Below are 26,419 nucleotides of genomic sequence, written 5' to 3' on the forward strand. Positions count from 1 at the left end.
GGAATGCAGGCCTAGAAGCCTGATGATATCAGGCTTGACCGCTTAACCAACCGCTTACGATGATAGTAGGGATATTTTATCTCATCACTATGCCGATTTTGTTGAGAGAGGTTTATTTTGGGGTTTAGAACTAGCGCTTACTGAGCGTACGGTTTGGGCTTAGATTCTGATTTTTTGGCTAGGTGTAAACAGACTAATTAAGTTGCTTTGATTAGTCTATTCTATCCTGTTTTAGGCACAAACACGTCCGAGCCTAAGCTTTATTTTCTCCGGTTAGCTTCAGCACTAAGTAAAATCAGCTCAGTATTAGACCCATGGTAATTCAGCCAATTATCAGTAAGAACAGAATCTCGTAATATTCCACGCTGATCTGAATCATTAACATCAGGATCTTGCAGTTCTACAGTTTCATAACACAAATTATTATGTTCAAGAAAGTTACTCAGTACTTCATCGAAGGAAACATTACTATACGAAGCGTGACTGTTATCATAGCTTAGTGACGTATTTAAAATAGGACATAAAGCTCCTCTGGAAACAACTTTAGTTTTAAACTGTATAACACTATTTTTTACTGCCCTTCGAAATGAACCAGACACGACCATCTTCTTGGTATAAGGCTTAATGCAGTGTCGCCAGCTAATTATTTCTTTAAAATCATTATTTTGGATTATCGATAAGCATTTATTTCTATGAACATCTAGACAGACTTCAATATCACGGATACCACAGCCAACTTTTTCATCGTATTCACTATGCAACGTAAACAATGCTTCAAAGAACTTTTTATCTTCAAGAGACAGTAGAGCTCCAGCAGGATATAGCTTGATGCGACTTCGCACTTCGTCTTCACAAGCTTTACGAGTCCGAAAGTTAAATTTTCCAAATGAAATAGGTTTAGCCAAAATTTACTCCTATAGAACTAACGCCTCTCATTAACCGTATTAGTTGTTATTGATCTTCAGCGTTTTATCAAAATAGTAACAGCTATAAGCAATCCAATACTTCCCATTGTTCAGGCTTATAATACGCTGTAGAATATAATTTTTTATATGGTTCAATAGCATTCTTATAAGGCCATGAATCAAAGATTAGATTCATGCAATCTAATACAGACTGATAAACCCATAAAGCAAAAGCCTTCGTGTTTACGACACTTTCCCAATCATAAGTAAGCTTTTTATCAACTTTAAAACCATTAGAATTAAGCTTTGCAATTAATTTTTGTTCACTCTTAGGTGCATGTATACCCGACGAGCTAATGTCTAGTACTGATGCTTTAGGGTGTGCTAATTGATTACGAATATCAATGGCCAAAAGAAATTTTTGATATGGCCTACAGCTACCTTTATCAAACTGACTACCGACTAGCCCTTCATAAGCACAAATGAATTTTTTAGGTATTGATAATCTTTTTTCTTCGGCTAGCGCTATACAAATAGACATATTAACGATTGAGTTAAATTGCCCATGAGCTCTCAAACCATCCCCTATTTGTACTAATTCATTTAAGAAAGCTTCCATTGCTGATATAGAAGCTGTTATCGAATACATAGAATTTCGATTGTTATTAAATGAGGTAGAAATATGAGTTCTAGCATCATTTAAAAAAGCTGGGGCTTTTATTAAATAAGCATGCGCTTTATCTTCCAAATTAAACTCCAAGTTTGTTTAATGTAATATAGTAAGTCAAACCAAATGGAAATCTGTTTACCTCTAAATCAGCACCTAACATAAAGCATCTGAATTATCTTATTGGAAACCTTGTCTCAATATTTCCCTTATATATTACAATTGGCCTAAAAACATTGGTTGCTCAAACCCCTCGAAAGTAGCTAACCAATTTTTATCATTCTCACCAATTTCATATTTGTAAGTAGTTGTTGAGAAAATGATTTGTATTTTTTTCTCTGCTGCTAACACTTTAAGAGCTTTAATATAATAATTCAAATCTTCATTACCAATATCATGTTGTTTCGGTGTATCTAATATTAAAAATCTAATTCCTCTAGGGTTTAACTTAATAATCTCCTCAAAGAGTGCCGCATGGTAAGATAATACGATTCGAACCTTAGTACTACCTGTAAAAACTGACAGTTTTTCATCTCCAAAGATAGCTTTAAAACCTTGCTCAAAACTGATAATTTTAGAGATATTTTTTGTCTTAATTAATTCGATCCATTTTTCTATAGTCGTTTTAAAATTACTCTTAAATCTAGTCATCTCTATAGATGTAGTGCTTGGAGCTGATGAAAGAGCATCTTGTTTATTTAATGCATCTTCTCTATTATTTTCAGCACTGATGTATCGCTCTTCAAGGTCAACTAAATTTTCGAGCTCTTTTTTCTGAACTTCCAGCTCGACTATTTCAGATAAAATTGCATGCATTGAATCGACAAGTGTTGTTAAACTATCATTTTTAAACACATTGTCTCTATCTGCATTCAACATTTCAATATCCTTTAATCTATCAGTTAATTTTTCATTTAGAATATCTATACTGACTCTGGAATGATGAACACTAATCTCTAAATCTTTAATTTGATCTCTTAAATATAATAAATTTTTCCCATAAGATTCTGAACTGCCTAAAAATAACCCACAACCAGGAGTAGAACAAATTTCAGAAAACGATGAAAAAATTCTTTTAGATTCTTCATTCAATGAGAGCGTATTTATTTCTGCTTCGATCTCTGTTTTTATTGAAGTAATACTTAAACTTTTTCTTTCCAAAAGAGATAATTCATTCTTAATTTCTCTTGCTTCTTTCATTTTTAATGAAATTATCTTATCAATATTATCCGTTGCATCTACTTTTAGATTTTTACTCGATTTAGAGTTTTCTATTTGAGTTTTATATATTTCAATTTGTTCGTCTATTTCTTCAATTGAAGAGTAACTTACTTGTGACGATTTCAGCGCTCTTTCATAAACGGATTTAATTCGATACACTTTTTCATGAGCACTCTGAACATCATTTTTTGCATTTAAACGAGACCTCTTTTTATCAAATGAATTCTTTACTGGAAAGTTAGCACTCAAACGAACAATTTCTTCAAATTGATCTTTAATAAAATGATTGCCTAATGATTTATAGAAGTCACTGTATCCGTTACTCTGATCTAAATAAAAAAGAGGTAGCACACAAGATATGAATGGGGCAGTTGGCTGATCTCTCACTGTAACGAGTTGTGGATAATCGTAGCCTAATAACTCAAATAAATATTGACTAAAATCACCTTCACTATAAAACCGCTGCGTTGTGCCTAGAGGTTCTGTAACGATAATTTCGAAGTTGTCCTCTTCTATATATGGTCGCTCTAACTTAAAAGTATCCCCTTGAATAGAAACAGTCAGAACAGCTTTTAAGCAGTGTCCATATATATCTTTCCTAAACTTACATGGGTTACCTAAGCAGAATGCTATAGATTGAACAATCGGTGTTTTTCCTGAACCATTAGGACCATATATCTGTGTTATAGAATCTGCAAATTTCAGTTCACCAGAACCCCATCCAGAAGGTCCTCTTGCAAATATCCGTAAGCTTTCTAGTTTCATAAGCCATCAAGCTCCATTTGTTTTTCCTTACATCTGTTTTTATAACTTCTTTGAATAAGCAATAAATTAAAAGATAAATCAGATTCTACTTTTGGATCTAGTGCTTTTGATATAACATCTTTACCTAAACTTGTTGCTTTAACTTTCCCTTTTCGATTATCAACTTCAACTAAGCTCGATGCTTCCAAAAAATTAAGTGCCGTTACTGTTCTAATTCGCAAATGAGCAGACCAACCTAGATGCTGTGATGAACCTTTGAATGCCTTTATGGAACGCTCTATACATTCTCCAACTATCTGTCCTAGTTCTGATACATTTGGTTTTCTGATATCTTTTGACATTAATAGAATAATCATAGAGATAAACGGCAGTTGAAATAACGCGTCATTATTCAATTGATAAGGTTTTAAAGTCGTGTCTTCGTCCAACGTAATTGAGAGTCTGAGCTTCTTCCCTAACTCAAAAAACTCATCTATATTCGAAATTTTCATTTTACTGTGACCTTACTATTACAGAAAATAAACCGCCTAATATTATATTTCGACTCAAACCAATAAAAATATCGACTCCTTTAAATTTAAGAGCAACGTCATTAACAGACTCTTGCAGCTCATCGAAAGTAATTATATGGTGATTTTTAATTGATTTTACTAACGCTGAATTTAATGTCATCAAATCAAAATCAGGGAGAATATGCCTATTATCACGATACCAACAGTCCCACTCAGCTTTACATTTCGCAGCATATTCAATTGCTCCAATCGGTACTTCAGAACGTTCTAATAACCTCTGTATTATTGAAACATTTTTCAATGCATTTATATCACCGCCATCTTTAAGACTTTGGAAGGCAGTTTTAGATAAGCTCAATATTCCTAATAAGTCTTCAATCCCAACGCCAGCTAACCGATCTAATTGTTCTTCATTGATAGCATTAGAAAGTATGCCCATAGATTTACTTTCTATTAGCAATAATAGACTGTTTATTATTTCTTTCGCTTCAACATTTTTCAGGTCAATTTCACTATATTGATGTATTGTCTCTCTAGCTAACGAATCAAAACCTCGCCCTTCTACATTTAAATAATCTACACCAGATTCGATAACTAATTTCGAAATTAAGGATTTAATTTCATCTGTAGAATAAACCTGTTCATCATCACAGAAACACTGGGGAAAATGCTCAAGTAACTTATCTAATGTTTTATTTGAAAAATCACTTTCATCTAAAGCTTCCAATAGAGTATATACTTCATCTTTCAAATGGATATTAGTTAAAAAAACTACTTTTTCACATGAATCTTTAAAATTAACAGTATGTATTAAAAGTTTCCCAGAAAAACTATCTGTGATTTTATTGACAACAACATCTATTTCTTCTTTTTTATTTCTATTATTTACTCCAAACAACTCAATTAGAGACCACTGTGCATTCCGCTTATCTTTCGTTTTGACTTGTATGAAATGGTAGTATGTTTTTCCATTAATTACTTTTCTAATAACAAAATCATCATGCCAATCACAAAAGACACGATCTACCTCTTTATTATTAAGAATTTCTAAACTTGCTAACCCAGCAGCCCTGGTTTGTACTTTATATCTTGATAAAGTATCTCTACCATTTTGCTCTCTTGGAGCTACGTCATGAAGTTTAACCAAAGCTGTTCGACCCACCTTTTATAATAGAAATACTTTATTAATCTGAATATAAAAAAATATAACCATATAACCATATAACCATATAACCATATGATTAAATTGCTTATAGTGTCATTTATCACAGACAAAACCAATACTGTATTTTTATACATACTATCTCTATTGAGATATGGTGATTAGTCTTTTCAACTAAATACTATTTCAAAGTATATTCAATGGAATAACAAACATTGAACTCAACTACATTTACCCTATGATACATCATTAAACTGTATATAAAACCAGTAACCCTTAAGAAGGGCTGATTCATGTCTATTAAATCCATTACCAACGGCTATGAAGTCGATTGTCGCCCACAGGGTCGAAACGGTAAGCGCTACAGAAAAAAGTTTACGACGAAAGGCGAAGCACAAAAGTACGAACGCTGGCTGTTGTCGACTCAGAATCAAAAAGACTGGGTTGAAAACTCTGCCGATAAACGCCCCCTGCTTGAGCTGATAAACCTTTGGTATCACTACCATGGCCAGCAGCTTAAGATTGGTGTAGCAAAACATAAAAACCAATTGATAACCAATTCCTATCAATGTGTACAATTCAATCGATTTCATAAACCTTAATACATGCGTTAAATTTAACCCTTACCTTCTTTAGGAGTTGAATATGAACCGCATAACCCAAAATACCTTAACTAATATTGCCAGTTGCAACGCGAGTATGCCGATTAAGGATGCGGCACTGGTGGTTGAAGGCGGTGGTCAGCGCGGTATTTTCACAGCTGGTGTATTAGACAGTTGGTTAGCACAAGATTTTAACCCGTTTGCATTATTGATTGGTACGTCTGCAGGCGCGCAAAATTTATCAAGCTACATGACCAGACAATCTGGCCATGCAAAACGCTCTATCATGCAGCTATCCAAGCATCCTGAATTCTTTAATATGAAGCGAACACTGATGGGACGTAATACGGTTAACCTAGATTGGTATTTTGACAAAGTTAATGATGCGGAGCACCAACTCAATATGGATTGCGCACAAGCACAACTAAAAAACCGTCAACTGCTCTTTTCTGCAACCAACATCAGTGGGTTAAGCCCTACTTTTTTTGAGCCCACCGCTGATAATTGGCTTACCATGTTAAAAGCATCGAGTGCATTACCTTATTTATATAAAAAAGGTGTCGCAATTGGCGATGAACATTATGTCGATGGCGGGGTATCACTGCCAATTCCTATTCAAGAAGCGTATCACCGCGGCGCTAAAAAAATCATTGTGATCCGCACCGTACCAGCACACCATAATACCCGTTCACCGTGGGCCCACAAGCTGAAATCTTGGGTATGCAGTTCGCAACGCTGCCCGAAAGTACTGGATATTATTACTGGCCATGAGAATTCATATAGTGACGCAATCGATTTTATACATAGCCCACCAGATGATGCCAAAATCATCGAAATTGCCCCACCCGAAGCTTTGGAGAGTCGGATTTTAGGGAGCAGTGACGAAGCATTAGCAGCCGATTATCAAATGGGCTATGAAATGGGCACTCAATTTTTAGCAAGTCACCATGTCGCCTTGTTTAAGTAACATTAATGACCATAACGGTAAACATCCAAATCACGGCTATCAATATCAGGAATAACACCACTAACCACATCGGCAAGATAGCGAGCCGAACCACATGCCATCGTCCAGCCCAATGTGCCATGGCCACAATTAGTAAATAAATTAGCCACTGGCGTCTTGCCAATAATAGGCGTGCCATCGGGTGTCATTGGCCGTAATCCCGTCCAGAACTCAGCTTTGCTCATGTCGCCAGCATTGGGAAATAAATCGTTTATCACCATCGCGATGGTGTCTTTTCGAGAAGCCGTCAAATCTAAATTATAACCCGCTAGCTCTGCGGTACCGGCAACACGAATTCGTTGGTCAAAGCGCGTCATCGCCACTTTATAGGTTTCATCCATGACGGTTGATACTGGCGCTTGCGCACTATCAACAACAGGCACAGTCAACGAATAACCTTTTACCGGATAAATAGGCAGGGCTAACCCGAAAGGTGACAAAATTGATGATAATAATGCCGATGAATAACAACCCATTGCCACGACATAAGCATCTGCAGTTAATTCCCCAACGCTGGTATCCACCGAACTGATTTTGCCGTCATTGTGATTGAGCTTATTGACGGTTACCCCAAATTTAAATTTAACACCCGCCGCTTGTGCTAATGCCGTAAGCTGCTGGCAGAACTGATAACAGTCACCAGTTTCATCATCGGGTAAACGTAATCCCCCCACAATTTTATCTTTAACGCCAGCTAATCCAGGTTCGACCGCGATACAGCCCGCAACATCTAACGCTTCATATGACGTGCCACTATCCGCCAATATTTTAATGTCTTTCGCTATTCCAGATAACTGGGATTCATGACGAAATACCTGCAAGGTACCCTTTTGCCGACCTTCATAGTGAATATCTTGCTGCTGACGTAACTCAATCAAACAGTCCCGACTGTAATTAGCAATCCGTAACATCCGCGCTTTATTTATTTCATAGCTCTGTTGATTACAGTTAGCTAACATTTTTGCAGCCCATAAATATAAATCAGGTGATAGTCCTGGTTTTATTTTTAATGGCGCATGTTTTTGCGCCAACCATTTGATGGCTTTCACCGGAATACCAGGTGCAGCCCAAGGCGAAGAATAACCGTAAGAAATCTGCCCTGCATTGGCAAAACTTGTTTCCTCTGCCCCCCTTGCCTGACGATCAATGACAGTCACCTCATGGCCAGCTTGTGCCAGATACCATGCCGACGTTAATCCAATAACTCCACAACCTAATACCATTACTTTCATTTTATACCGACTATCACCAATAAATAATACGGCAAGCATAAGGATGTTACATTTACTTAACAATCCATAAGTATTAACATCAGCCTTTAGATAAACTAAACGCAAGATCGAGATTGGAGCCATTGATGATAAAAATTAACGATAATCTATTATCCGGTTTAGCGACATTTACGGCGACGGCCAGTTGCACTAGCTTTACGCAAGCAGCCGAAAAATTACATATAACTACAGGTGCTATTAGCCAACAAATAAAACAGTTGGAACAAAACCTTAAATTGACCCTATTTGAACGCCATTCTCGTGGTATTCGTTTAACTTCAGCGGGATATCAATTACATCAAGTCGTCGAACAAAGTTTAACGGATATTGGCGATGTCATTAGCCAGTTACAACAAGTTAACCGCCATGCTGGTGAGGTGCATCTTAAACTCACCCCCTCTTTTGCATATAAATGGTTAGTCCCCCGCTTACAAGATTTCTATCTGCAATTCCCCGATATCAAGATCCATACCTTTGCCGAAGGTGCGTTGGTGGATCATACAGATACTAATTTCGATCTAGCAATCGATTATGGCCAAAGCCCCTATCAGTCGAGTGATAAAAAGATTAACGCTGAATTGTTATTAGCAGAGCAGTTGTTACCTGTGATGAGCCCGCAATATATGGCTAAGTTTGACTGGGATATGACGAATAATAATAACCCAATTAACAATAGTGACAGCTGTAATGTCTGGCAGACAATTACGCTTTTACATGATGCGATGCCTTGGCTGCATGCCGATAAAGACGCTGAATGGCAATTTTGGTTACAGCAAATGTCTCTCGAAACGCCAAAAACAACACAAGCAAACACAGGAAAGAATGCGCTCAGTAAACACGGGCATTATTTTAATCGTACGGATATGGCAATTGCAGCCGCAGCCGCAGGATTAGGAGTTGCATTAGCCCGCTGCGCACTGCTTGATAATGATTTAACCACAACGGGTCTAGCCAAAGCTGGTTTAGCCTCGCCTTTCAGTCCTATCGATGCACAAGCTGGATATTACTTGATCCAACATCATCACTCGCCCGCGATTGAATGTTTTAAAGTCTGGTTAAAACAACAAGCCGCTTTACAAAATACCAAAAAGGACGAGAGAATAACTACCAATAATTCTCGGAGCTAAAATGGCCCGTACTGCGACGTGAGTGTTTTTGATAGTCGAGCTGCTTTAGCACCTCACTGGTGTCTTTAACCATACTCGGATTACCACATAAATAGAAAAAACTACGTTCTGGTGTTAATGGTACACCCGCTACTTTGGCCAATTCACCGGCCTCGAGTAAGGCAGGGATCCGACCGCGTAATGTTTCTTTTCTCTGTTCTCGGGACACCACTGGTACATAATGAAACTTACCCTGATATCGCGCTTCAAGTTGCTTAATTTTATCCTGATAAACTAACTCGGCAGACGTTCTCACTGCATGTACTAATACCACATTATCAAAACGCTGCTGAGTATCCATTTCATCAAGTAACGATAGAAAAGGGCCAATCGCAGTGCCTGTAGACAACAACCATAGATCTTTTGTATAACGCGGGATCTCATCCAGCGTCATAAATCCGGCAGGACTTTTCCCCACATATAGGTCATCGCCGACCTGTAATTTATCTAAGCGTGGTGATAATTTCCCATCAGGCACAGTGATAATCAAAAATTCCATCACCTGTTGACCCTGCGCCTGATTAGGTGAGTTAACAAATGAGTAAGCCCGACGAGTCCATTCATCAGCGTCATCGTACAGTGCTAACTTAGTGAACTGACCTGCGGTATAATGAGATATTTCGGCGGTGACCTGTAAACTGAATTCGCTATCAGTCCAATTGATACGCCCAGTAACTTCGCCCTTAATTAGACCATGTGGTATTTCCTTCATTACGACCTCACAAATATAGATTGAGCATAATAGAAATAGTGCAAGAAGTATGAAAACAACGTGTTGAATACACGAAGAATTATAATTAGTTATGAGTTATAAATTTATGGTATTTCCCATTTTGCTCTTATTATTCCAATAATACAAACACAAGTCATCGCAAGGAGCCAATATGCTTATTAACAAACTCATTATGCTACTGGTATGTTTATTTATACTATTGTCCGTCTTCACAAGTGGATTAATATCATCAGCATTAGATCTCGCCGCATTTTCATTATTAATCACTTATCTATTAAGGAAAAAGAAAGCAGAAAAAAAAGTAAACTCATAAAAAAAGAGAGGTGATAGAACCTCTCTTTTAAACGCTTTATCTATCTATCTATCTATCTATAACAATACGACTACATAAAAAACAAAATATAAACCAGTGAACTGACACTAATCGCAATCCAAAGTAACACACCTAGCAGTAATGGTTTTATACCTGCATCTCTGATTTTTTGTACCGTGATACCCGCACCGATCAAGAACAAACACATGACTAATACTTGCTTAGATACACTGAAAATACCTTGATAAAACACCTGATAGTCCGGCAGTACATACGCAATGAAGATAGCGAAACAATAAAATAAGATGAAAAACGGTATCGTTAATTTTTTACTGTCACCTTTAAATAATAAGGCACTAATAAACGCCACAGGTACGATCCACAAGGCGCGGGCCAATTTTAAAGTGGTCGCCGTTAATAATGCTTCATCACCATAAGCAGAAGCAGCACCTACAACAGATGACGTGTCGTGAATAGCAATCGCACTCCATACCCCAAATGCATGCTGACTCATCTCCAGTAAATGACCTATAACAGGAAATAGAAATAATGCCACAGAGTTAAGAATAAATACTACCGCTAATGCCAACGAGGTCTGATCATTTTTAGCATTGATGGCTGGTGCAACAGCAGCAATCGCACTTCCCCCACAGATTGCTGTACCTGCAGAAATTAAATACCCGGTTTTTTTTTCAATTTTAAGCACTTTAGTCAGGATCCAACCTAATATTAACGTAAAGAAGATAGACGTAACGATAATACCAATCCCATCTTTAGTCGCTATTATCGCGTCTTCTAAGTTAATACCAAAGCCTAAACCGACAATCGAATACGCCAATGTTTTTTTGGTGATTGCACTTAAATCGATACTTTGAGGGACAAGACCTAATGTGGCCAGTGTAAAGCCTAATACTAAAGCCACTGGTGATGAGATAAGCGGCGTTAGACACAGCAAGCCGATAGTAATAAACAATAGGTCGGTTTTTTTCAATGAATAATTGGTGAATAATTTAAACATGGTGGACTCTCTCTTTCTAAGAGCCAATAGTATAGCCTGCCCTATAAGTTAAAAACATTAGAATGAAATTAACCTATTGTTCATAAAAACTGAACATTTAATATTTAACATTTAACAAGTAAATGAAATCACAGTTAACTTGATCACACTTTTAAGTTTACATGTAAAAAAACCGAACTTTTAACGATAATGACTGACTTATTATAGAGTAATCGTGTATTACATTAAGGTAATCCCAGTTAAACGACGATCGTGACCGCGTTTATCCCGTAACAATAATTATCTCTTGTGAGGTTGTGTGATGAAAAAGCCAATTGATAAACCTAGGTTAGATACCGACAATCAAGTCTTAACCGAAATTGAACTAAGTGCGTTACGAGAAGAATTCGGCATGAATAAAACACATTATGATATTCATGACTTAATACTGGCAGACATTCCACCTGAGATGCTTAAAGCGTTACTACAAGCCGATTCAATTTCTATTATAGCGAGACGTGATCAACAGGAATTACGCTTTCCATTACATTTAACGAACGATGGCTACCAGAATAGTTTACAAGGGCCTGCAATAGCAGATATTAGCCCTCAATTTAATCAGCATAAGCTTCATAAATTTCAATAAATTCAGGTAGATTAGAGATTAAAGAATTGATGCAATCAGGGTCAAACATAATGCCTGAGTTATCTTTCATATAGGTAACAACATCATCAATATTCCAAGCCTGTTTATATAAACGTTTACTTAACAACGCATCAAACACATCTGCGACCATTACTATCCGAGCTTCTAACGGAATAGCATCCCCTTTTAATCCCATCGGATAACCATTACCATTAAAATGTTCATGATGGTGAAGAATAATATTTTTTAAAAAACGATATTCTTCAACATGCCGTAGATTCTCAGGAAAGTATCCAAGTACACCATTAATAATATCAACCCCATGCCTACAATGCTGATTCATAATTTCACGTTCTTCAGGGCTAAAGATCGTACAACTAAATAAAATCTCATCAGGGATCTTATATTTACCAATATCATGAAAAGCCGCATACGATTCGATACAACGAATAAACTCGTGGGAAATACCTTTCTCTTTACTTAAGAGATAAGCAAGTTTTGAGCTATAACATTTCATTCTATGTAGATGCCCTTTTGTTTCAGGATCTTTGGCATGACCCATATCTAATGCGATCGCGAGTGAAGTACTAATATACTGCTTTTTTTCAAATTGACGAACCATGAGTGAACGGATAATCGCGGCTAGAAATAACATATCTTGCTGTATCGAGTACTCAGCAAAAAAATTTAGCTCAGAGGCATTAAAAAACACCATCGCAATCGCATTCCCTTTAAACATCAAAGGATAAGAAAAGCTACTACGGTGGCCATTATTCAATAAGAAAAGGGTTCTTGAATTTAATGTTAAATTTGATAAATCATTCACCACACGTTCTGATTTTGACTTTACCATTTTGGGGATACCGCCCTTCTTATTTACTTTTTTTGTAAAAAGCTCATCATTGTTATCGACGACAAGCCTATCACGGACAAAATAATTAGACGCTTGATTATCTTTAATCAAAATAACAGAAAATCGAGATAGCCCTTGATAACTATTAATCGCAATGTTGTAGAGCATATCAAGGTGGATCTCGGTATCCTCATCGTGGTTAAAAATCTGACTTATTTTACTATAATTAAGCATACATCAATCCTATCAGGCATGAATCAAGGTAATTGCTGGTCCTCTTCCAAAGCCAAAACACTTTACTTTGGGCACACAAAACACCGCCATTTAAATACCTATTAATGTATAGGCATTCCTATGATTAATATATACGATTGTAAAAATATGACTGCTATTTAATTTATTTTTGTTAATTACATCAAACTATTATCGCCATAAATTCCTAGTAAATGGCAAATCAGTCAACTTTCTATTAGTAAAAAATCACATAATGATTATCTGTGATAGCGAATACGACGAACATAACCTACACCGTGTTCAGGTATCTACGGCAGAACATAAGCGCAAGTACCATACTTTAGCTATCCATAAACACAAAAATCAATAATGAAACGAGTAGATCAGCAAGTTATATTATTGAGGGTTCTGTAGTGGACGTTCACCTGTAATCACGATTACATCAACTTTTACAACACATTGGAATGCTATAGTAATGATCGACGTTTACTTTCATTCTTGAGGAAACCTTATGCTAAATGAGAATCATGCACTTATCTTTGACTTTCCAGAATTAAAACAAGATATCGTTTATTTGAATTATAAAAATGAAATGTTCAGAGAGAAATCAAAGCAATACCACATATTAGATTATGATATTCGCCAGTTGGAAATGGATGGCAGCCCTACTGATGATGCGCATATGACACAGTTAAAATTACGACGAGCCAAGTTAAAAGATGTGTTGTATCAGCAATTAAAGCAACATCATGACGAAGTGCTATCAGCATCTTAAAACGATGAAGCGGATCGAAGGGTTCGCTTTTTTACTGCTAAAAATTAACTGAGTTAAAGTGATACTGTATATTTAGACATCCATCGAGAATACGTTACTATCGATTTCTAATAATAATTTCGTCATTAGATATCAATATACGGTAACGAGAACGAAGGGAATGTCAATGTCACTGCCAATTTTATACTCACTACAAAACTGTCCTTATGCGATGCGCGCACGACTGGGCTTATTACTCGCCCAGCAGCCGGTCATGTTACGCGCCGTGGTCATGAAAAATAAACCCACAGAAATGTTAGCGGTTTCACCGAAGGCAACAGTACCGGTATTAGTACTCGATGACGGTACTGTGATTGACGAAAGCTTAGATATTATGATTTGGGCGCTGCATCAAAGTGATCCATTAAACTTACTACACAGTGAAGATCCAGAAGCTTATTCAGCAATGTTAGCGCTGATTAACATTCACGATACCGTATTTACTTCAGCCTTAAGTAAGTACAAATATGCAGTACGTTATCATGAAGATAATGAAGCTGAATTACGAAACCAATGTGCTGACTATGTAACAATGCTCGAATTACGCCTCAGTCAGCATGCTTATTTAATGGGAGAGAACGCCAGTTTAGCCGATTACGCTATTTTACCGCTGATCCGTCAATTTGCTCGTGTAGACCGCCAGTGGTACCTGCAAGCGCCCTTACCACATTTACGAAATTGGCTTAATCAACATTTACAAGATCAACGGTTTGCCAAAGCAATGGCAAAATACCCACAGTGGTTAGAAAACAAAGAAGCGTTTTTATTTGGTCATGCCGATTAAAGACAAAAAAGGGCAAACATAATATCGATTATGCTTGCCCTTATCGTCAGTATTAACGTCAATTAGATCTACAACGAATAGTTAAGCAACATCTTTCACTATATGCACATCCTTTACTTGTCTAGCTGATTGTTCTGATAGTAATGTTGCTGATTGCTCAGCTAATTCCGCCTCTAACATCGCTTCAACATGACCCGGTGAATGCGTTGCACCCGAAATCAAACGGTACATCGCTGGAATAACCAATAAAGTAACTAACGTCGCAAACGCCATACCAAAGAACACGACAGTACCCACAGCAACACGACTTTCTGCACCCGCACCAGTGGATAATATCAATGGCATTGAGCCCGCTAACGTTGTGAATGCAGTCATTAGAATTGGACGTAAACGACGTGCAGACGCATCAATAATGGCTTGCTCTAGAGCGACACCGCGATCACGTAGCTGGTTGGCAAATTCAACGATTAGAATACCGTTCTTCGTGACCATACCAATCAACATGATCATACCAATCTGACTGTAAATATTCAGGCCAACGCCCATGAAATACAGGCCTAAGAAACCACCCAGTACCCCCATTGGCACAGTGAACATCACCACCATCGGATTAATAAAGCTTTCAAACTGCGCCGCTAATACTAAATAAGCCACCAGCAGAGCTAAACCAAATACAATTAAGATACTGCTTTGGTTTTCTTTAAAATCTTTTGATTCACCAGAGTAAGCAATGGAAATATCACTCGGTAATGATTCTATCGCTTGTGCATCTAAGAAATCCAATACTTCACCTAAGGTATAACCGTCACCCAAACTGCCGCTTAAGGTAATCGATTTTTGCTTATTGCTATGTGATAAACGACTTGCTGAAGCCACTTCTTCGATTGTGGTAATGGTATCCAACGTAATCAGATCACCATTGGCACTACGAATATAAATTTGGCTTAGATCGTTGACGTTGTTAAAGCTGTTTTCATCACCACGCAGGTAAACATCATACTCTTCACCACGTTCGATATAGCTGGTTTCACTGCGACCACCAAGCATGATCTCTAACGTTGTTGATACTTCATCAACGCTGATACCAAGCTCTCCAGCCCGCTCTTTATCAATACTCACCACCAGCTCAGGGGTTTTTTCGGAATAATCGAGATCACCACCAACCAATACACCTGCATCTTCGGCTTTTTGTTTTAGTAATTCCGCCCACTTTTCTAATTCCGAATAATCAGAACCACCGAGTACGTATTGCACTGGGTCACTCGAACCGCCACGGAAACCAGGCATTATTGGACGAACCATCACATCGGGAATATCTTTTAACGCTTTTGCCACCATGCCTAATGCTTCACCAGCACTGACACTACGATCAGCCCAATCTTCAAGAATAATGATCACAAAACCGGTTTGGTCCCCGGCACGACCACCAAATGCAGGCGCCTCCGTGCTAAAGGATTTGATAACACCTTGCCCAACTAAAGGTAATAAACGCGCTTCAACAATATCCATGTTTGCAGTCATACGGTTAAAGCTCGTGCCTTCCGCGCCTTTGACAAACGCAAATAATACCCCGCGATCTTCTTGCGGTGATAGCTGTGACGGTACTTGCTTCATCAAGAAAAAGCTGCCAGCAACACAAGCAATAATAACCACAGGCGCTGCCAAACGATATTTAATGGCCTTAACAACAATGCCACGATAACCGTTTTCTAACCGTTGAAATAATCCTTCCATCCACAAGCTAAAACGACTGGTTTTTTGTTCTGTTTTTAACATTTTGCTGGCAAGTACCGGCGTTAGTGTCAGTGCAATCAATGAGGAGAAAATCACTGACATTGCTAACAATACCGAAAACTCAGTAAATAACAGACCCACCATACCATCCATAAAGGAGATAGGCAGGAACACCATCACCAATACCATAGTGGTCGCGACTACCGCAAAACCAACTTCTCGCGTACCTTTATAAGCAGCAAGCAGTGGCTTCTCACCTTGCTCAATGTGATGAAAAATATTCTCGATCACGACAATGGCATCATCCACAACCAGACCAATCGATAGAATAAGTGCCATTAAGGTAATTAAGTTAATTGAAAAACCAAAATAGTACGCGGCAATAAATGACGAGATTAACGATACCGGTACGGTAACCGCGGGAATCAAGGTTGCACGCGCCTGACCAATAAAGATATATAAGACGAGTACAACTAAACCACCCGTGATGAATAGCGTGCTGTACACTTCCGAAATAGATTGGTCAATAAACACCGTTGAATCGTAATCAACCGCTAAGCTCATGCCTTCCGGTAAGAAGCTTTGCATCTTATCAACTTCCGCATGCACTGCATTCGCAACATCGAGTGGATTCGCATCCGATTGCGCGACAATGCCTAAACTAAGATTAACGATACCATTGCTTTTAAATGACGAGCTTTCATTCTTAGCCCCGACATAGACTTGTGCCACATCGCGTAAATAAACAGGTGAACCGTCACTTGCAGTACGTACTACAAGGTATTCAAAGTCTTGTGGTTGGGCATATAATCGCGCCGTACGCACTGACATTACCGTGGTATCATTACGTACTTCACCACCTGGGTTTTCAACATTTTCAGTTTTCAATGCATTGATGATATCACTGGTTGTTACTGCTCGGCCGGCCATTAAATCAGGGAACAATTTAACGTACATAACCTGATATAAACCACCCGATAAACCGACCGAACTCACACCCGAGATCAAGCTAAAGCGATCTTCTAATACCCGCTGAGCGTAATCAGTCAGCTGAGTTCTATCCATTTCCGTTGAGTTTAAATTGATATAAACCGAGGGTTCACCATTGCCATTATCTTTTGATACGATGGGGTCGTCAGCTTCATCTGGCAGGCTGCGCTGCGCTTTTGCAACCGCATCACGAATATCACTAACGCCTTCTGTTAAGTTCCAGCCCAAATCAAAGGTAACAGTAATACGCGACATACCATTACGGGTTACAGACCTCACTTCATCGATACCACTAATACCGGTAATTTGGTCTTCGATGACCGACGTGATCTGACTTTCCATAATGGATGCAGCCGCACCTTCATAACGCGTCATTACGCTCACAACAGGGCTTTCAACATCCGGCATTTCACGTACAGCAAGTTTACTAAACGACACGGCACCAAAAACACAAAGCAATAAACTTAATACAATGGCGACGACCGGTCGTTTAACTGACGTATCAGACAACCACATTAGTTAGTCTCCTGTTGACCAGTCAAATCATTTACTTTAAGCCCATTACGCATATTAACTAAGCCTTGAACAACGATACGGTCACCAATCTCTAAACCGCTTTCAATCAGTACTTGATCAACAATACGCGCACCTAACGATACTTGAGTACGCGTCACACGCGCATCTTCACCAACCACATACACAAAACGTTTGGTACCCGAATACTCCAGCGCTTGTACTGGAATGATAGGTTCGTTAATCGCAGGAAAAACCACACTTGATGACATCATCATCCCCGGTTTAAGGCGATTATCTTTGTTATCAAAGTGCACACGAACACGTAGATTTAATGTTTCTGCATTAATGCGAGAATCAATAGCAACCACTTCACCTTTAAAGCGGTTATCAGGCCATGCTCGGCTCGTCGCAGTAACAACCATACCTGTTGATAATTGCGACAAATAACGCTCAGGCACTGCAAGATCCAATTGCATCATCGATAAGTCATCCAGAGTTAATAGTTCGGTGCCCACCGACACCATTTTTCCTCGGCTAAAATCTAACAAACCAACCGTACCGGCGAAAGGTGCAGTTAAATAATGATCATCCACATTCGCTTGTGCTGCCGCTAAACGTGCCTTTGCAATCGCCACTAATGCCGTTTGTGCATACACTTCGGTTTGCGTGATCGCATTACTTTTTACCAATGTTGCATATTCATTGAGCTTACGTTGTTCATCAGTAAAATAAGCGTTTGCCTCCATCAATGCAGCTTGTGCTTTACTGTCATCAAGTTGCACTAATAGCTGCCCTGCTTTCACGGTTTGGTTGGCTCGAATCTTAATACTGTCGACTTTACCTGCCACTTCTGGTGCCACGCTAACAAATTGATCTGACTGTAATTTACCAATCAATGAAATAGATTGTGAAACTTCGTGGTATTGCACGGTATCCGTATATACAGAAACCACACGTTCAGCACCTTTTCCAGTATTGCCGCCTTTGGCATGAACGGGAACCGTATAGCTAGCGAAGCTAAAAATAAGAGCGCTAATTATCGTGAGGGAAGTACGTTTATACATTATATCTCTTCTATAAAAATGAGCGTGGCAGCTTTCATCCATGAATAGCGCGTCTAAAATTTTGATATCGTATAATACCGTAAAATAGGCAGGGAAATATGGAGGAAATGAGGAGATTGGGGTCAACGAGTGTAAAGTTTGTCAGGATTGAAAAGAACGCTAGTCGATATCGATTAATTAATCGTTTTACCCAACACGAAACAATAAATATAATACTGAGTTAAAAGACGTGTAATAAAATGATTACACGTTGAGTATATATAACTACAAGGTAATACTAATCAAAGTGAATGAATACGCTACACTACAAACTGCTGCGCAATACGTAAGTAATGCGTTAAATCAGGATGTTCTAATTCGACATGTTTACCAAGATCATCAAACAAACGGACTTGTAATGCATCTTTATAAAACGGTTCTTGTTCGAAAGCTGTAATTTCTTTCGTATTCATAGGCCCGCCTTGTACGGTAAGTGTATCTTGCGATGCTTGACTCAGTTGACCATGATATTTTGGTTTTACAGCGCACATATAACGCTTTGCTTGCACATGCAGCGCTATACCATCAATGATTTGTTTCGGAAAATACGGCGCTAAAAATTTAGCCCCTACATCTTCATGATAACCATCAATGCCGTTCTCGGTAATGTCTTCAGGTAATTCTAAGATCAAATGGCCAAAATCATGCAATAAGGCGGCGGTAATGATCGCGTCACAGCTATTTTTTTGCTCGGCATAATAGGCCGATTGCAGCATATGTTCACCCATTGAAATGTGTTCGCCATAAGCCACATGACCATTTTCTTCGAACTGCTGTTTAATAAACGCCATAATATCCATTATTTAATCTCCACGTTACCCTGTAATTTCGTCTCTAACTTAGTCTCAATTACCGCTAAGGTACTTTTTAAAGAATCAATATCGGCATAACAACCTTGTAGGTGACGCGCCCCTTCTGCTGCTACTTCTCGGCCATGTAAAATACGCTCATTATTAAAGATCATCAGTTCGCCCGGTTGCAAGGTACACAAGAATTTACATTCTTCACTGTGCAAAAGTCGGCTGAAATTTTGATACGCTTCATAAAATGCAGCCATCTCTGTAAACGGTAATTTAATCGCTTGGATAGCGCGGTTATTTAAGCGGATTCGCTCTAGCTCACCGCTATTGTTTAACTCAATGATATAACCGGCATGTTCAAGATGCGTCTCATCATTCTTAAAGCGATAAGTCACTGGCGTCGAGGTTAATAACTCATACTGCTTTGGAAAACGTTGTTGTAATAATTGCGCGGCATAAAATCCATCCGTTAACGCGGTTATTCCGCCCTGTTCAGCACTCACTAAGCAATGTAATAACTGTAATGTCGGTACTGGATGGCGATAAGCATTATCGGTATGCAGGCTTAACGGTTTTGGGGTATAGGCTAAATTAACCGGATTTTCTTCAGAGATAACGTCGAAATGACAGCCATAATTGGTGTCGCGAACAAAACCAAACTGCGCCACAACATCTAATAACTGTTTATCTACATTAGGTACATCTTGTAGAAATGCGACACCAAATTGATTCACAGCACGTAACCAGTCACGTTTAATCGTATTACTATTCAGCACATCTGGATAGCTAAAGGTGATGCCTGATGCGGCTAACTGCCCATCCCACAATACTCGATCCGCCTTGTCCTCACAACGCTGCATACTGTCTAGGAAGTCTTGACTGTAATGACTGCAATGTCCATCTTGCCAAGTGATCACTAAACTATCATCTTCAATAGTCACCACTTCGGGTTTTATCGCTAAATCTAAATCAAGGATCTCTTGCAAGCGTTGCCCAGACGAATGTAAACAGTCGTTGCAACGACAATTATCTTTTAACCAAAAATAATGAAAAGGCTGATTATTATAAATAAGGTGAGAAGCGTGTAGTGTAAACATAGACAAGTCCTGTTATCCAAAAAACACCAATGCAATAAGATCATCATAATCCCTTACTGCACTGATTTATTGATAAATTAATCGATACCTATCTACACAATAGATAAGTATTTATGACGCATATTCTAGACTGGGTATGTGACAGTTTTATGCGGTTATTATTTCGATAATATGAAACCTTGTCATTGTCATTAAAATTAAATAATTCGATGCTAGTTTAATGGTGTATTCAACTAAAATAGAGCACTAACATGACACCTATTGTTTCAAAAACGGTTACAAATACTGTTCCAAATTATCTCACCCCTGATATCGCGTCAGACCTGACTTTATTGGATATTCCTATTATTGAAGCCACTGCAGAAAGCCTAAAAGGTTATGGTTTTTTTGTCGATAACCCTGAGTCTTTTGACATCGAAATTACACGCTGGCCAGCCCAAGGCTGGCGAAAAGTCGATGAAGATACAGGTGATGAAGGTGGGGTGACTGAAGGGACCTTTATTAGTACTTGGAAAGGTGATTACTTATTTGGTCGAAATAAAGCCGTCGATGGTCATTATATTATCGGTTATAACCAACGCCCAGAAATCGCTGTAGATACCCATAATGACAAACCAAGCCAGCTGATCTTATGGCACGCCAACTATCATCCCGATGGTGGTCAGATGTTTTATCCTAAATCTAACCAGCCATTCTTAGTGCCACTGGCACTGCCTGGCGATGACGTGAAACCACAAGATTTTGTGTGCTTTTATTTCAGTGGTGAACGCGGCGCCTATATACATGCCGATATTTGGCACGAAGGCGTATTTGCCATTGAAGGAGAACAAGAATTCTCCGATAAACAAGGGGCCGTACATGCCCGTGTATCGGTTGATTTTGGCAAAGAGTTTAACTGCTTATTACGTGTTGATTTAACTCAGTTACCAACATAATACACCGTGATTTTTAAACATGATATTTAACGGTACAGCGCATCCACGTCGCCATTTTTAATACGCATATTCACACGTAATAGAGCATGTTGGGCAATCTTTAGTACGTCTTTCATGCTCTCATAACAATCCTGTTCATTATTGCCGTAAGCAAAAAAGTTTAGCGTCACTTGATGACCCATGCCACCAGTATCTGGTTTATCTCCGAGTGCTAAATAACATGTTGGTGATTGCGATAAACCAATCGCGCCAGCGTTGAAGCTAGGTTTCATCGACGATGCCATTGATTGAATATTATTCATTAACCAATTAATGCTTTTGGCCTGACAATTTTCGGGAATATCTCGAAACAAGATCATTAACCGTGCGCTGCATTTTTTCGCATATGGATATTGTTGATCTCGGTTATCTTCTACCGCATTAAATACACAATCGTTACTTTCCAATAGCGAGCTTGAACCATTTACCCACTCAATTAAGCTATAAAACTGTTCAACAAAGTCCCATGTATTAAATGGCAGCAGATCTTCTAATGCACTACGGATCAACTTAGGCTGTCGTTTAAAGTCCATGTATACACTCGACTCATCCGATACCATATTCGTCCACGGATGCGATCTTAACGCTGAGTTATCAATTTTTTTGGAAATAAAAACGTCCACAATTGCTGCCTTTGTTGGTTATACATAATAATGATGGTTGGATTTTAGCAGTGTTCGAGGGATATATTAAAAGTTTTATCGGCTAAGATTTTATTATCGAGTTCAATAGTCATCCGCCAGTCACCACATTTATCTGTAATCGGCTGCCACACCGTATCACCTAAGTAAAATTGCCAATCGTTATTCGTCACATGGACTTCCCCAGTAAATGGCATACGCACATTGCCTTCAGCATCTAAAATACCTGGGTGTGCAATACAAAAACGGATCTTGGCACCACGGGCTTTTTTAATATTAACTATAAAGCCAAACTCAATATCAATTTCGGCAGGAATATTTGTCGTGAACTGCTGAATACTCGGTAAGTCTTTTGATTTACTCTGCCATTGAGAATGAATGCCATATGTTTGCATTTTAGTGACGGGTTTGTATTTAGCCATTGCTTCACCTAGGGATAATCAGAAATTAATGCGATCAATAACACCGTATAATACCGATGACGAACGCTTGTGGGAAGATGTAAATACCACCCCACAATGACGAATTAATTATTTTTTTCCCAAGCAACTTAAAAATATCGCGGTATTAAACGGCTTTTGCATAAAGTAAATATCGGGATGACATGCACTATCAACTATCTCATTTTTATTATTAGCCGATAAAATAAAATATTGGGTTTGCGCATTCGCTTGAATACATTTCATTTTGGCAATTAATTCCAAGCCATTCATCTCATCTAACTGATAATCAACAATCACAACATCGGGTTCTGCATTCACAAATTGGGTTAACGCCATTTTAGAGTTATTCACGCAGACAGTATTAAACTGTTTTTCTGCCAGCATCGCATTACATACTTCCAGATTAAAGCTATTATCGTCGACAATTAAAATATGCATCTCACGGTAATGTATCGGATTTAATCGTTGTGATAATCTTGATGGATCAAACTGACATGGAAAGTGAAGCATGATTTTAGTACCTTCATTTTTAACACTGTGCAGCCTTAGCTTGCCACCGATCTGAGCTAATAATTGGTTACAGGTATAAAGTCCTAACCCAATACTCGAGACATGTTTGAGCTTCGATTTAGCATCCACAGTGAAAGGATTAATAAGTAATTCTTTGGTTAATGTTGACATGCCAAGTCCAGAGTCTTGGATCAAAATACGTATATAATAACCACGAATTATTGACTCCTCGTTAAAACCTGCGCGCTGACAAATATCAATATGGCAACGTACAGCTTTACCCGTACTGTATTTCAATGCGTTATTAATCATGTTGGTGATAACTTGAAATAATTTAGCGCTATCTACACTGATTACTGCTGGTAACGTCTCACTGACATGAAAATCTAATGTTTTACCAGCAGGTATGCTCAACTTGTTATAATAATCTTGGATGTTACCTATGCATTGCAAGGTATTGACCGGAGTGCTGTCTAATACTAAAGCCCCTGCAGTTGACTTGCTGTAATTCAAGGTGTTTTCTGCTACTGAATACAGTAAATTAGCCGACCACTGCATCTTATCAATAAGTACACTATGTTCATCACTGATTTGAGGCATATCCCTTAACATTTGACTATAACCTAATAACGCATTAATCGGCGTTCGAATTTCATGATTAATACTTGAAACCATCGCGACATTTAGTTTGTTTTCCCTCGTAATACGTTGAAATAAACGCTTATTCTCTAATTTAAAATACAGCAACACAAAAATAAGCGAACAGATAAATATCAAGGATAATATGACGCAAAAAAACTCAATGATCATTGACGGTGACGCCCGCGAGCCGATACTTAGCGTATAATCAAAGTTATACTCTGGGAGGCTAATTTTAAGTTTGGTATTATAACTAAACAACCCAGATATCATACTTGTTGATTGCATCATACAGTTTTGATTCTTAACAGAGAGTTGTGATGAAGAATATTGCAAACAAGTATCGTTCAATTTATTGATGTTAAATAACAGGCGCTTTATTGGTGTACCATAAAATAAATACGGCATATGGGGAGCACTGATATTCACACCGATCAATTCATAGTTATCAAGTGTCCCTCTAAGCTTGCCATGTTCATCTAAAATAGTTTTTAATTGTTCCAATTTAGGTGCAAACTTTTCATCCGAAATATAACCTAGCGTCATCTCAGGTGTTAAGGTAAAAATTAGCGCTTCTCTTGCGCCCAACAATTCTCGGGTAAAAATAGAAAACTCGTTTTTTTTTACCCTTACTGATGATTTAAAAAAAGATTTAACCGCATTAATAATAAGTTTATGTTGTAAATGCTTTTCTTGACTAAACGCCATTAGAGTAACCACTTTTTTATCATGATTACGTTTAAATTCTTCTAAACTATGACTGACAAATAAAGTAACAAGCACCGTAGTAAATAAAACACAAACACAAATATAACTGTGAATATTAAATTTATAATTCATCTTCAATCGCTGCAACTTGCCCGTGAATGTTATCAGCAAGACAATGTAACTGCCGAAGCGTAGCCATCATATTTATCTGTTCATCAAGAGAAAGAGATAGATAGCGGCATATTCCTTTAAGCTGATGCTTTAGCGCATTGAGCTTATCATCATTGTCAACTAAGGCCGTTTGCTGGTGAATATTAACTAACTCTTCGACCAATGCTCGGTATAAAGGCAAGCGTCTTTCTTCGCTATACCCCCAAAAAAAGTGGCGTAGACTGTCACGAATATCAATGTTCATTAATAGCAGTATCCTTATGCACGTAACGATGAACCCAAGCTTTTAAATAGCGGCCTTCAATTGGCGGACTATATAAGTATCCTTGCGCTATATCACAGCCAAGTTCGGCTAAAATATTAAGCACACTTTCAGTCTCAATACCTTCAGCAACGACACTCACAGACATTTTTTTAGCTAAGGCGATCGTAGACTCAACAATGAGGTGGTGTTGTTCATTGGTATCAATATCACACACAAAAGAGCGATCAATTTTGATTTCATTAAAAGGGATGGTATCTAAGCGTTCATAGGTCGAATAACTTTTACCAAAATCATCCAGTGAAATACTGATATCATTAATAATCAGTCGTGCAATAGCGTTTAATACGCTGGCTTGATTAATAATCTCTTGTGACTCGGTCAGTTCTAAAATTAACTTGATGTCCGCATGCGCTTGTTTATGCCGGATGATATAATCAATTAAATTATCACTGATCAAGTCTTCCGCCGTGACATTAATCGACAGTGTATAAGCCGACAACATCTTTTCATGTGCCCAGAATTTAAATGCTTTAGTGATAATGATCTTAGTAAAATCAACATTCAATCCTGCTTTATCAATCAAAGGTAAAAACGTATCGGGATAAATATAACCATTTTCATCGTACATTCTGGCTAACACTTCAAAGCCTATGATACATTTACTTTTTATATCCACTTGAGGTTGAAAACAAAGTAATATTTGTTCATCTTCAAGCAGCTTATCTATATCATAACCAGGTACACTTTCGGGTGGTTTCACTCGTATTTCATTGCCATACTGATTTTGTAAGCGTGTCACTTGCGCTAAAATAAAGCCCACATTAATCGGTTTTTCAAAGACCCCAACTAAATTCAGTTTCAAGCTACTAACAATACTACCGACTAACCCAAGAGTCCGTTTATCCGAAGAGCTAATAACGGCAAGTGGGATATTGGAATAACATGCGTGTACAGATAAAAAGTTAATCACCTCCATTCCATCGCTGTTATTCATTTTCAAATCCAATATCAGTAAATCAATATTACCTTCGGTAGCAACAATGGTTTCAATACCTTGATTTGCATCTTCAGCTTCAAACATCTGAAAATCATATTCAAAGGTACTCTCGACAAGATCGGCTTTAATCGCTTCTCGGACAAATTTTTGGTCATCGACAATCAAAATATTCATAATTAC

The 26,419-nt window shown here is 38.1% G+C and carries 25 protein-coding genes; 7 read left to right on the forward strand and 18 right to left on the reverse strand.

Annotated elements, in window-relative coordinates; translation table 11 throughout:
• Window positions 1–260: 260 nt before the first annotated feature.
• The 5 genes from AKG98_RS13755 to AKG98_RS13775 form a co-directional block, all read right to left on the reverse strand.
• Window positions 261–905 (reverse strand): DUF3223 domain-containing protein, encoded by a 645-nt coding sequence (locus AKG98_RS13755; RefSeq protein WP_067046745.1) that lies wholly within the window; start codon window positions 903–905, stop codon window positions 261–263.
• Between the two features lie 82 nt (window positions 906–987).
• A complete protein-coding gene (locus AKG98_RS13760) occupies window positions 988–1,653 on the reverse strand; it encodes a hypothetical protein (protein WP_067046748.1) in 666 nt (221 codons plus the stop codon).
• A 135-nt stretch (window positions 1,654–1,788) separates the two neighbouring features.
• Window positions 1,789–3,558 (reverse strand): AAA family ATPase, encoded by a 1,770-nt coding sequence (locus AKG98_RS13765; protein WP_067046750.1) that lies wholly within the window; start codon window positions 3,556–3,558, stop codon window positions 1,789–1,791.
• Window positions 3,555–4,049, reverse strand: a complete 495-nt coding sequence (locus tag AKG98_RS13770) for a hypothetical protein (RefSeq protein WP_067046753.1) — start codon at window positions 4,047–4,049, stop codon at window positions 3,555–3,557. Before AKG98_RS13770 ends, AKG98_RS13765 begins: the two co-directional genes overlap by 4 nt.
• 1 nt (window position 4,050) lies before the next feature.
• Window positions 4,051–5,217, reverse strand: a complete 1,167-nt coding sequence (locus AKG98_RS13775) for a dsDNA nuclease domain-containing protein (RefSeq protein WP_067046756.1) — start codon at window positions 5,215–5,217, stop codon at window positions 4,051–4,053.
• 308 nt (window positions 5,218–5,525) lie between these two features.
• Here AKG98_RS13775 and AKG98_RS21925 point away from each other — a divergent pair, with 308 nt between their 5' ends.
• Both AKG98_RS21925 and AKG98_RS13785 read left to right on the forward strand, forming a co-directional pair.
• Window positions 5,526–5,834 carry a hypothetical protein gene (locus AKG98_RS21925; RefSeq protein ID WP_228140299.1) on the forward strand — a complete coding sequence of 103 codons (309 nt, stop codon included), beginning with the start codon at window positions 5,526–5,528 and terminating at the stop codon, window positions 5,832–5,834.
• A gap of 43 nt (window positions 5,835–5,877) precedes the next feature.
• Window positions 5,878–6,801, forward strand: coding sequence for a patatin family protein (locus AKG98_RS13785; RefSeq protein ID WP_067046762.1), 924 nt, complete (start codon window positions 5,878–5,880; stop codon window positions 6,799–6,801).
• Window positions 6,802–6,803: 2 nt separating this feature from the next.
• Here the strand turns inward: AKG98_RS13785 and AKG98_RS13790 are convergent, their stop codons facing one another.
• A complete protein-coding gene (locus AKG98_RS13790) occupies window positions 6,804–8,111 on the reverse strand; it encodes a D-amino acid dehydrogenase (protein WP_304438686.1) in 1,308 nt (435 codons plus the stop codon).
• Window positions 8,112–8,197: 86 nt separating this feature from the next.
• On the opposite strand from AKG98_RS13790, the gene AKG98_RS13795 reads away from it, so the two are divergent.
• Window positions 8,198–9,238 carry a LysR family transcriptional regulator gene (locus tag AKG98_RS13795; protein WP_067046764.1) on the forward strand — a complete coding sequence of 347 codons (1,041 nt, stop codon included), beginning with the start codon at window positions 8,198–8,200 and terminating at the stop codon, window positions 9,236–9,238.
• Here the strand turns inward: AKG98_RS13795 and AKG98_RS13800 are convergent.
• Both AKG98_RS13800 and AKG98_RS13805 read right to left on the reverse strand, forming a co-directional pair.
• Complete coding sequence (locus AKG98_RS13800; protein WP_067046767.1) at window positions 9,216–9,989, reverse strand: ferredoxin--NADP reductase; 774 nt, start codon at window positions 9,987–9,989, stop codon at window positions 9,216–9,218. The two genes, AKG98_RS13795 and AKG98_RS13800, sit on opposite strands and share 23 nt — an antisense overlap.
• A 404-nt stretch (window positions 9,990–10,393) precedes the next feature.
• Complete coding sequence (locus AKG98_RS13805) at window positions 10,394–11,341, reverse strand: YeiH family protein (RefSeq protein WP_067046770.1); 948 nt, start codon at window positions 11,339–11,341, stop codon at window positions 10,394–10,396.
• A gap of 301 nt (window positions 11,342–11,642) precedes the next feature.
• Between AKG98_RS13805 and AKG98_RS13810 the strand changes: the two genes are divergently transcribed.
• Window positions 11,643–11,966 carry a hypothetical protein gene (locus AKG98_RS13810; RefSeq protein WP_067046773.1) on the forward strand — a complete coding sequence of 108 codons (324 nt, stop codon included), beginning with the start codon at window positions 11,643–11,645 and terminating at the stop codon, window positions 11,964–11,966.
• On the opposite strand, the gene AKG98_RS13815 is transcribed toward AKG98_RS13810, so the two are convergent.
• Window positions 11,935–13,053 (reverse strand): HD-GYP domain-containing protein, encoded by a 1,119-nt coding sequence (locus AKG98_RS13815; protein WP_067046776.1) that lies wholly within the window; start codon window positions 13,051–13,053, stop codon window positions 11,935–11,937. The genes AKG98_RS13810 and AKG98_RS13815 overlap by 32 nt on opposite strands.
• A 511-nt stretch (window positions 13,054–13,564) precedes the next feature.
• Here AKG98_RS13815 and AKG98_RS13820 point away from each other — a divergent pair.
• Together AKG98_RS13820 and AKG98_RS13825 are read left to right on the forward strand one after the other, a co-directional pair.
• Window positions 13,565–13,828 (forward strand): YdcH family protein, encoded by a 264-nt coding sequence (locus tag AKG98_RS13820; protein WP_067046779.1) that lies wholly within the window; start codon window positions 13,565–13,567, stop codon window positions 13,826–13,828.
• A 166-nt stretch (window positions 13,829–13,994) separates the two neighbouring features.
• A complete protein-coding gene (locus AKG98_RS13825) occupies window positions 13,995–14,651 on the forward strand; it encodes a glutathione S-transferase (RefSeq protein ID WP_067046781.1) in 657 nt (218 codons plus the stop codon).
• A gap of 81 nt (window positions 14,652–14,732) precedes the next feature.
• On the opposite strand, the gene AKG98_RS13830 is transcribed toward AKG98_RS13825, so the two are convergent.
• The 4 genes from AKG98_RS13830 to AKG98_RS13845 form a co-directional block, all read right to left on the reverse strand.
• Window positions 14,733–17,891 (reverse strand): multidrug efflux RND transporter permease subunit, encoded by a 3,159-nt coding sequence (locus tag AKG98_RS13830; protein WP_067046783.1) that lies wholly within the window; start codon window positions 17,889–17,891, stop codon window positions 14,733–14,735.
• The gene (locus AKG98_RS13835; RefSeq protein WP_067046786.1) at window positions 17,891–18,955 is read right to left on the reverse strand and encodes an efflux RND transporter periplasmic adaptor subunit; all 1,065 of its coding nucleotides are present in this window, start codon (window positions 18,953–18,955) and stop codon (window positions 17,891–17,893) included. The genes AKG98_RS13830 and AKG98_RS13835 overlap by 1 nt, the downstream gene beginning before the upstream one ends.
• Before the next feature lie 299 nt (window positions 18,956–19,254).
• Window positions 19,255–19,785 carry an HD domain-containing protein gene (locus tag AKG98_RS13840; protein WP_228140300.1) on the reverse strand — a complete coding sequence of 177 codons (531 nt, stop codon included), beginning with the start codon at window positions 19,783–19,785 and terminating at the stop codon, window positions 19,255–19,257.
• An 8-nt stretch (window positions 19,786–19,793) separates the two neighbouring features.
• Entirely contained in the window at window positions 19,794–20,891 is a 1,098-nt protein-coding gene (locus tag AKG98_RS13845; RefSeq protein WP_067046792.1) for a TauD/TfdA family dioxygenase, read from the reverse strand.
• 251 nt (window positions 20,892–21,142) lie between these two features.
• Here AKG98_RS13845 and AKG98_RS13850 point away from each other — a divergent pair, with 251 nt between their 5' ends.
• A complete protein-coding gene (locus AKG98_RS13850; RefSeq protein ID WP_067046795.1) occupies window positions 21,143–21,826 on the forward strand; it encodes an ureidoglycolate lyase in 684 nt (227 codons plus the stop codon).
• A gap of 26 nt (window positions 21,827–21,852) precedes the next feature.
• On the opposite strand, the gene AKG98_RS13855 is transcribed toward AKG98_RS13850, so the two are convergent.
• The 5 genes from AKG98_RS13855 to AKG98_RS13875 all read right to left on the reverse strand — a co-directional run bounded on the left by AKG98_RS13855 (window position 21,853) and on the right by AKG98_RS13875 (window position 26,413).
• On the reverse strand, window positions 21,853–22,488 hold the full coding sequence (locus AKG98_RS13855; protein WP_067046798.1) for a hypothetical protein: 636 nt from the start codon (window positions 22,486–22,488) through the stop codon (window positions 21,853–21,855).
• Between the two features lie 44 nt (window positions 22,489–22,532).
• Window positions 22,533–22,928, reverse strand: a complete 396-nt coding sequence (locus AKG98_RS13860; protein ID WP_067046801.1) for a DUF3859 domain-containing protein — start codon at window positions 22,926–22,928, stop codon at window positions 22,533–22,535.
• A gap of 108 nt (window positions 22,929–23,036) precedes the next feature.
• Window positions 23,037–24,938, reverse strand: a complete 1,902-nt coding sequence (locus AKG98_RS13865; protein ID WP_067046804.1) for an ATP-binding protein — start codon at window positions 24,936–24,938, stop codon at window positions 23,037–23,039.
• Entirely contained in the window at window positions 24,928–25,221 is a 294-nt protein-coding gene (locus AKG98_RS13870) for a hypothetical protein (RefSeq protein WP_067046807.1), read from the reverse strand. Before AKG98_RS13870 ends, AKG98_RS13865 begins: the two co-directional genes overlap by 11 nt.
• Complete coding sequence (locus tag AKG98_RS13875; protein ID WP_067046810.1) at window positions 25,211–26,413, reverse strand: EAL domain-containing protein; 1,203 nt, start codon at window positions 26,411–26,413, stop codon at window positions 25,211–25,213. Before AKG98_RS13875 ends, AKG98_RS13870 begins: the two co-directional genes overlap by 11 nt.
• Between the last annotated feature and the right edge of the window lie 6 nt (window positions 26,414–26,419).

This window comes from Moritella sp. JT01 (genome assembly GCF_001574435.1).
Classification (GTDB): domain Bacteria; phylum Pseudomonadota; class Gammaproteobacteria; order Enterobacterales; family Moritellaceae; genus Moritella.

Excerpts from the sequence above, each read along its gene's own strand:
- AKG98_RS13795 (WP_067046764.1), top strand. The coding sequence starts at position 8,198 with ATGATAAAAATTAACGATAATCTATTATCCGGTTTAGCGACATTTACG.
- AKG98_RS13850 (WP_067046795.1), top strand. The coding sequence starts at position 21,143 with ATGACACCTATTGTTTCAAAAACGGTTACAAATACTGTTCCAAATTAT.
- AKG98_RS13790 (WP_304438686.1), bottom strand. The coding sequence starts at position 8,111 with ATGCTTGCCGTATTATTTATTGGTGATAGTCGGTATAAAATGAAAGTA.
- AKG98_RS13835 (WP_067046786.1), bottom strand. The coding sequence starts at position 18,955 with ATGTATAAACGTACTTCCCTCACGATAATTAGCGCTCTTATTTTTAGC.
- AKG98_RS13765 (WP_067046750.1), bottom strand. The coding sequence starts at position 3,558 with ATGAAACTAGAAAGCTTACGGATATTTGCAAGAGGACCTTCTGGATGG.
- AKG98_RS13810 (WP_067046773.1), top strand. The coding sequence starts at position 11,643 with ATGAAAAAGCCAATTGATAAACCTAGGTTAGATACCGACAATCAAGTC.
- AKG98_RS13875 (WP_067046810.1), bottom strand. The coding sequence starts at position 26,413 with ATGAATATTTTGATTGTCGATGACCAAAAATTTGTCCGAGAAGCGATT.
- AKG98_RS13830 (WP_067046783.1), bottom strand. The coding sequence starts at position 17,891 with ATGTGGTTGTCTGATACGTCAGTTAAACGACCGGTCGTCGCCATTGTA.
- AKG98_RS13770 (WP_067046753.1), bottom strand. The coding sequence starts at position 4,049 with ATGAAAATTTCGAATATAGATGAGTTTTTTGAGTTAGGGAAGAAGCTC.
- AKG98_RS13865 (WP_067046804.1), bottom strand. The coding sequence starts at position 24,938 with ATGAATTATAAATTTAATATTCACAGTTATATTTGTGTTTGTGTTTTA.
- AKG98_RS13800 (WP_067046767.1), bottom strand. The coding sequence starts at position 9,989 with ATGAAGGAAATACCACATGGTCTAATTAAGGGCGAAGTTACTGGGCGT.
- AKG98_RS13840 (WP_228140300.1), bottom strand. The coding sequence starts at position 19,785 with ATGGCGTTTATTAAACAGCAGTTCGAAGAAAATGGTCATGTGGCTTAT.
- AKG98_RS13805 (WP_067046770.1), bottom strand. The coding sequence starts at position 11,341 with ATGTTTAAATTATTCACCAATTATTCATTGAAAAAAACCGACCTATTG.
- AKG98_RS13860 (WP_067046801.1), bottom strand. The coding sequence starts at position 22,928 with ATGGCTAAATACAAACCCGTCACTAAAATGCAAACATATGGCATTCAT.
- AKG98_RS13845 (WP_067046792.1), bottom strand. The coding sequence starts at position 20,891 with ATGTTTACACTACACGCTTCTCACCTTATTTATAATAATCAGCCTTTT.
- AKG98_RS21925 (WP_228140299.1), top strand. The coding sequence starts at position 5,526 with ATGTCTATTAAATCCATTACCAACGGCTATGAAGTCGATTGTCGCCCA.
- AKG98_RS13785 (WP_067046762.1), top strand. The coding sequence starts at position 5,878 with ATGAACCGCATAACCCAAAATACCTTAACTAATATTGCCAGTTGCAAC.
- AKG98_RS13825 (WP_067046781.1), top strand. The coding sequence starts at position 13,995 with ATGTCACTGCCAATTTTATACTCACTACAAAACTGTCCTTATGCGATG.
- AKG98_RS13815 (WP_067046776.1), bottom strand. The coding sequence starts at position 13,053 with ATGCTTAATTATAGTAAAATAAGTCAGATTTTTAACCACGATGAGGAT.
- AKG98_RS13820 (WP_067046779.1), top strand. The coding sequence starts at position 13,565 with ATGCTAAATGAGAATCATGCACTTATCTTTGACTTTCCAGAATTAAAA.
- AKG98_RS13870 (WP_067046807.1), bottom strand. The coding sequence starts at position 25,221 with ATGAACATTGATATTCGTGACAGTCTACGCCACTTTTTTTGGGGGTAT.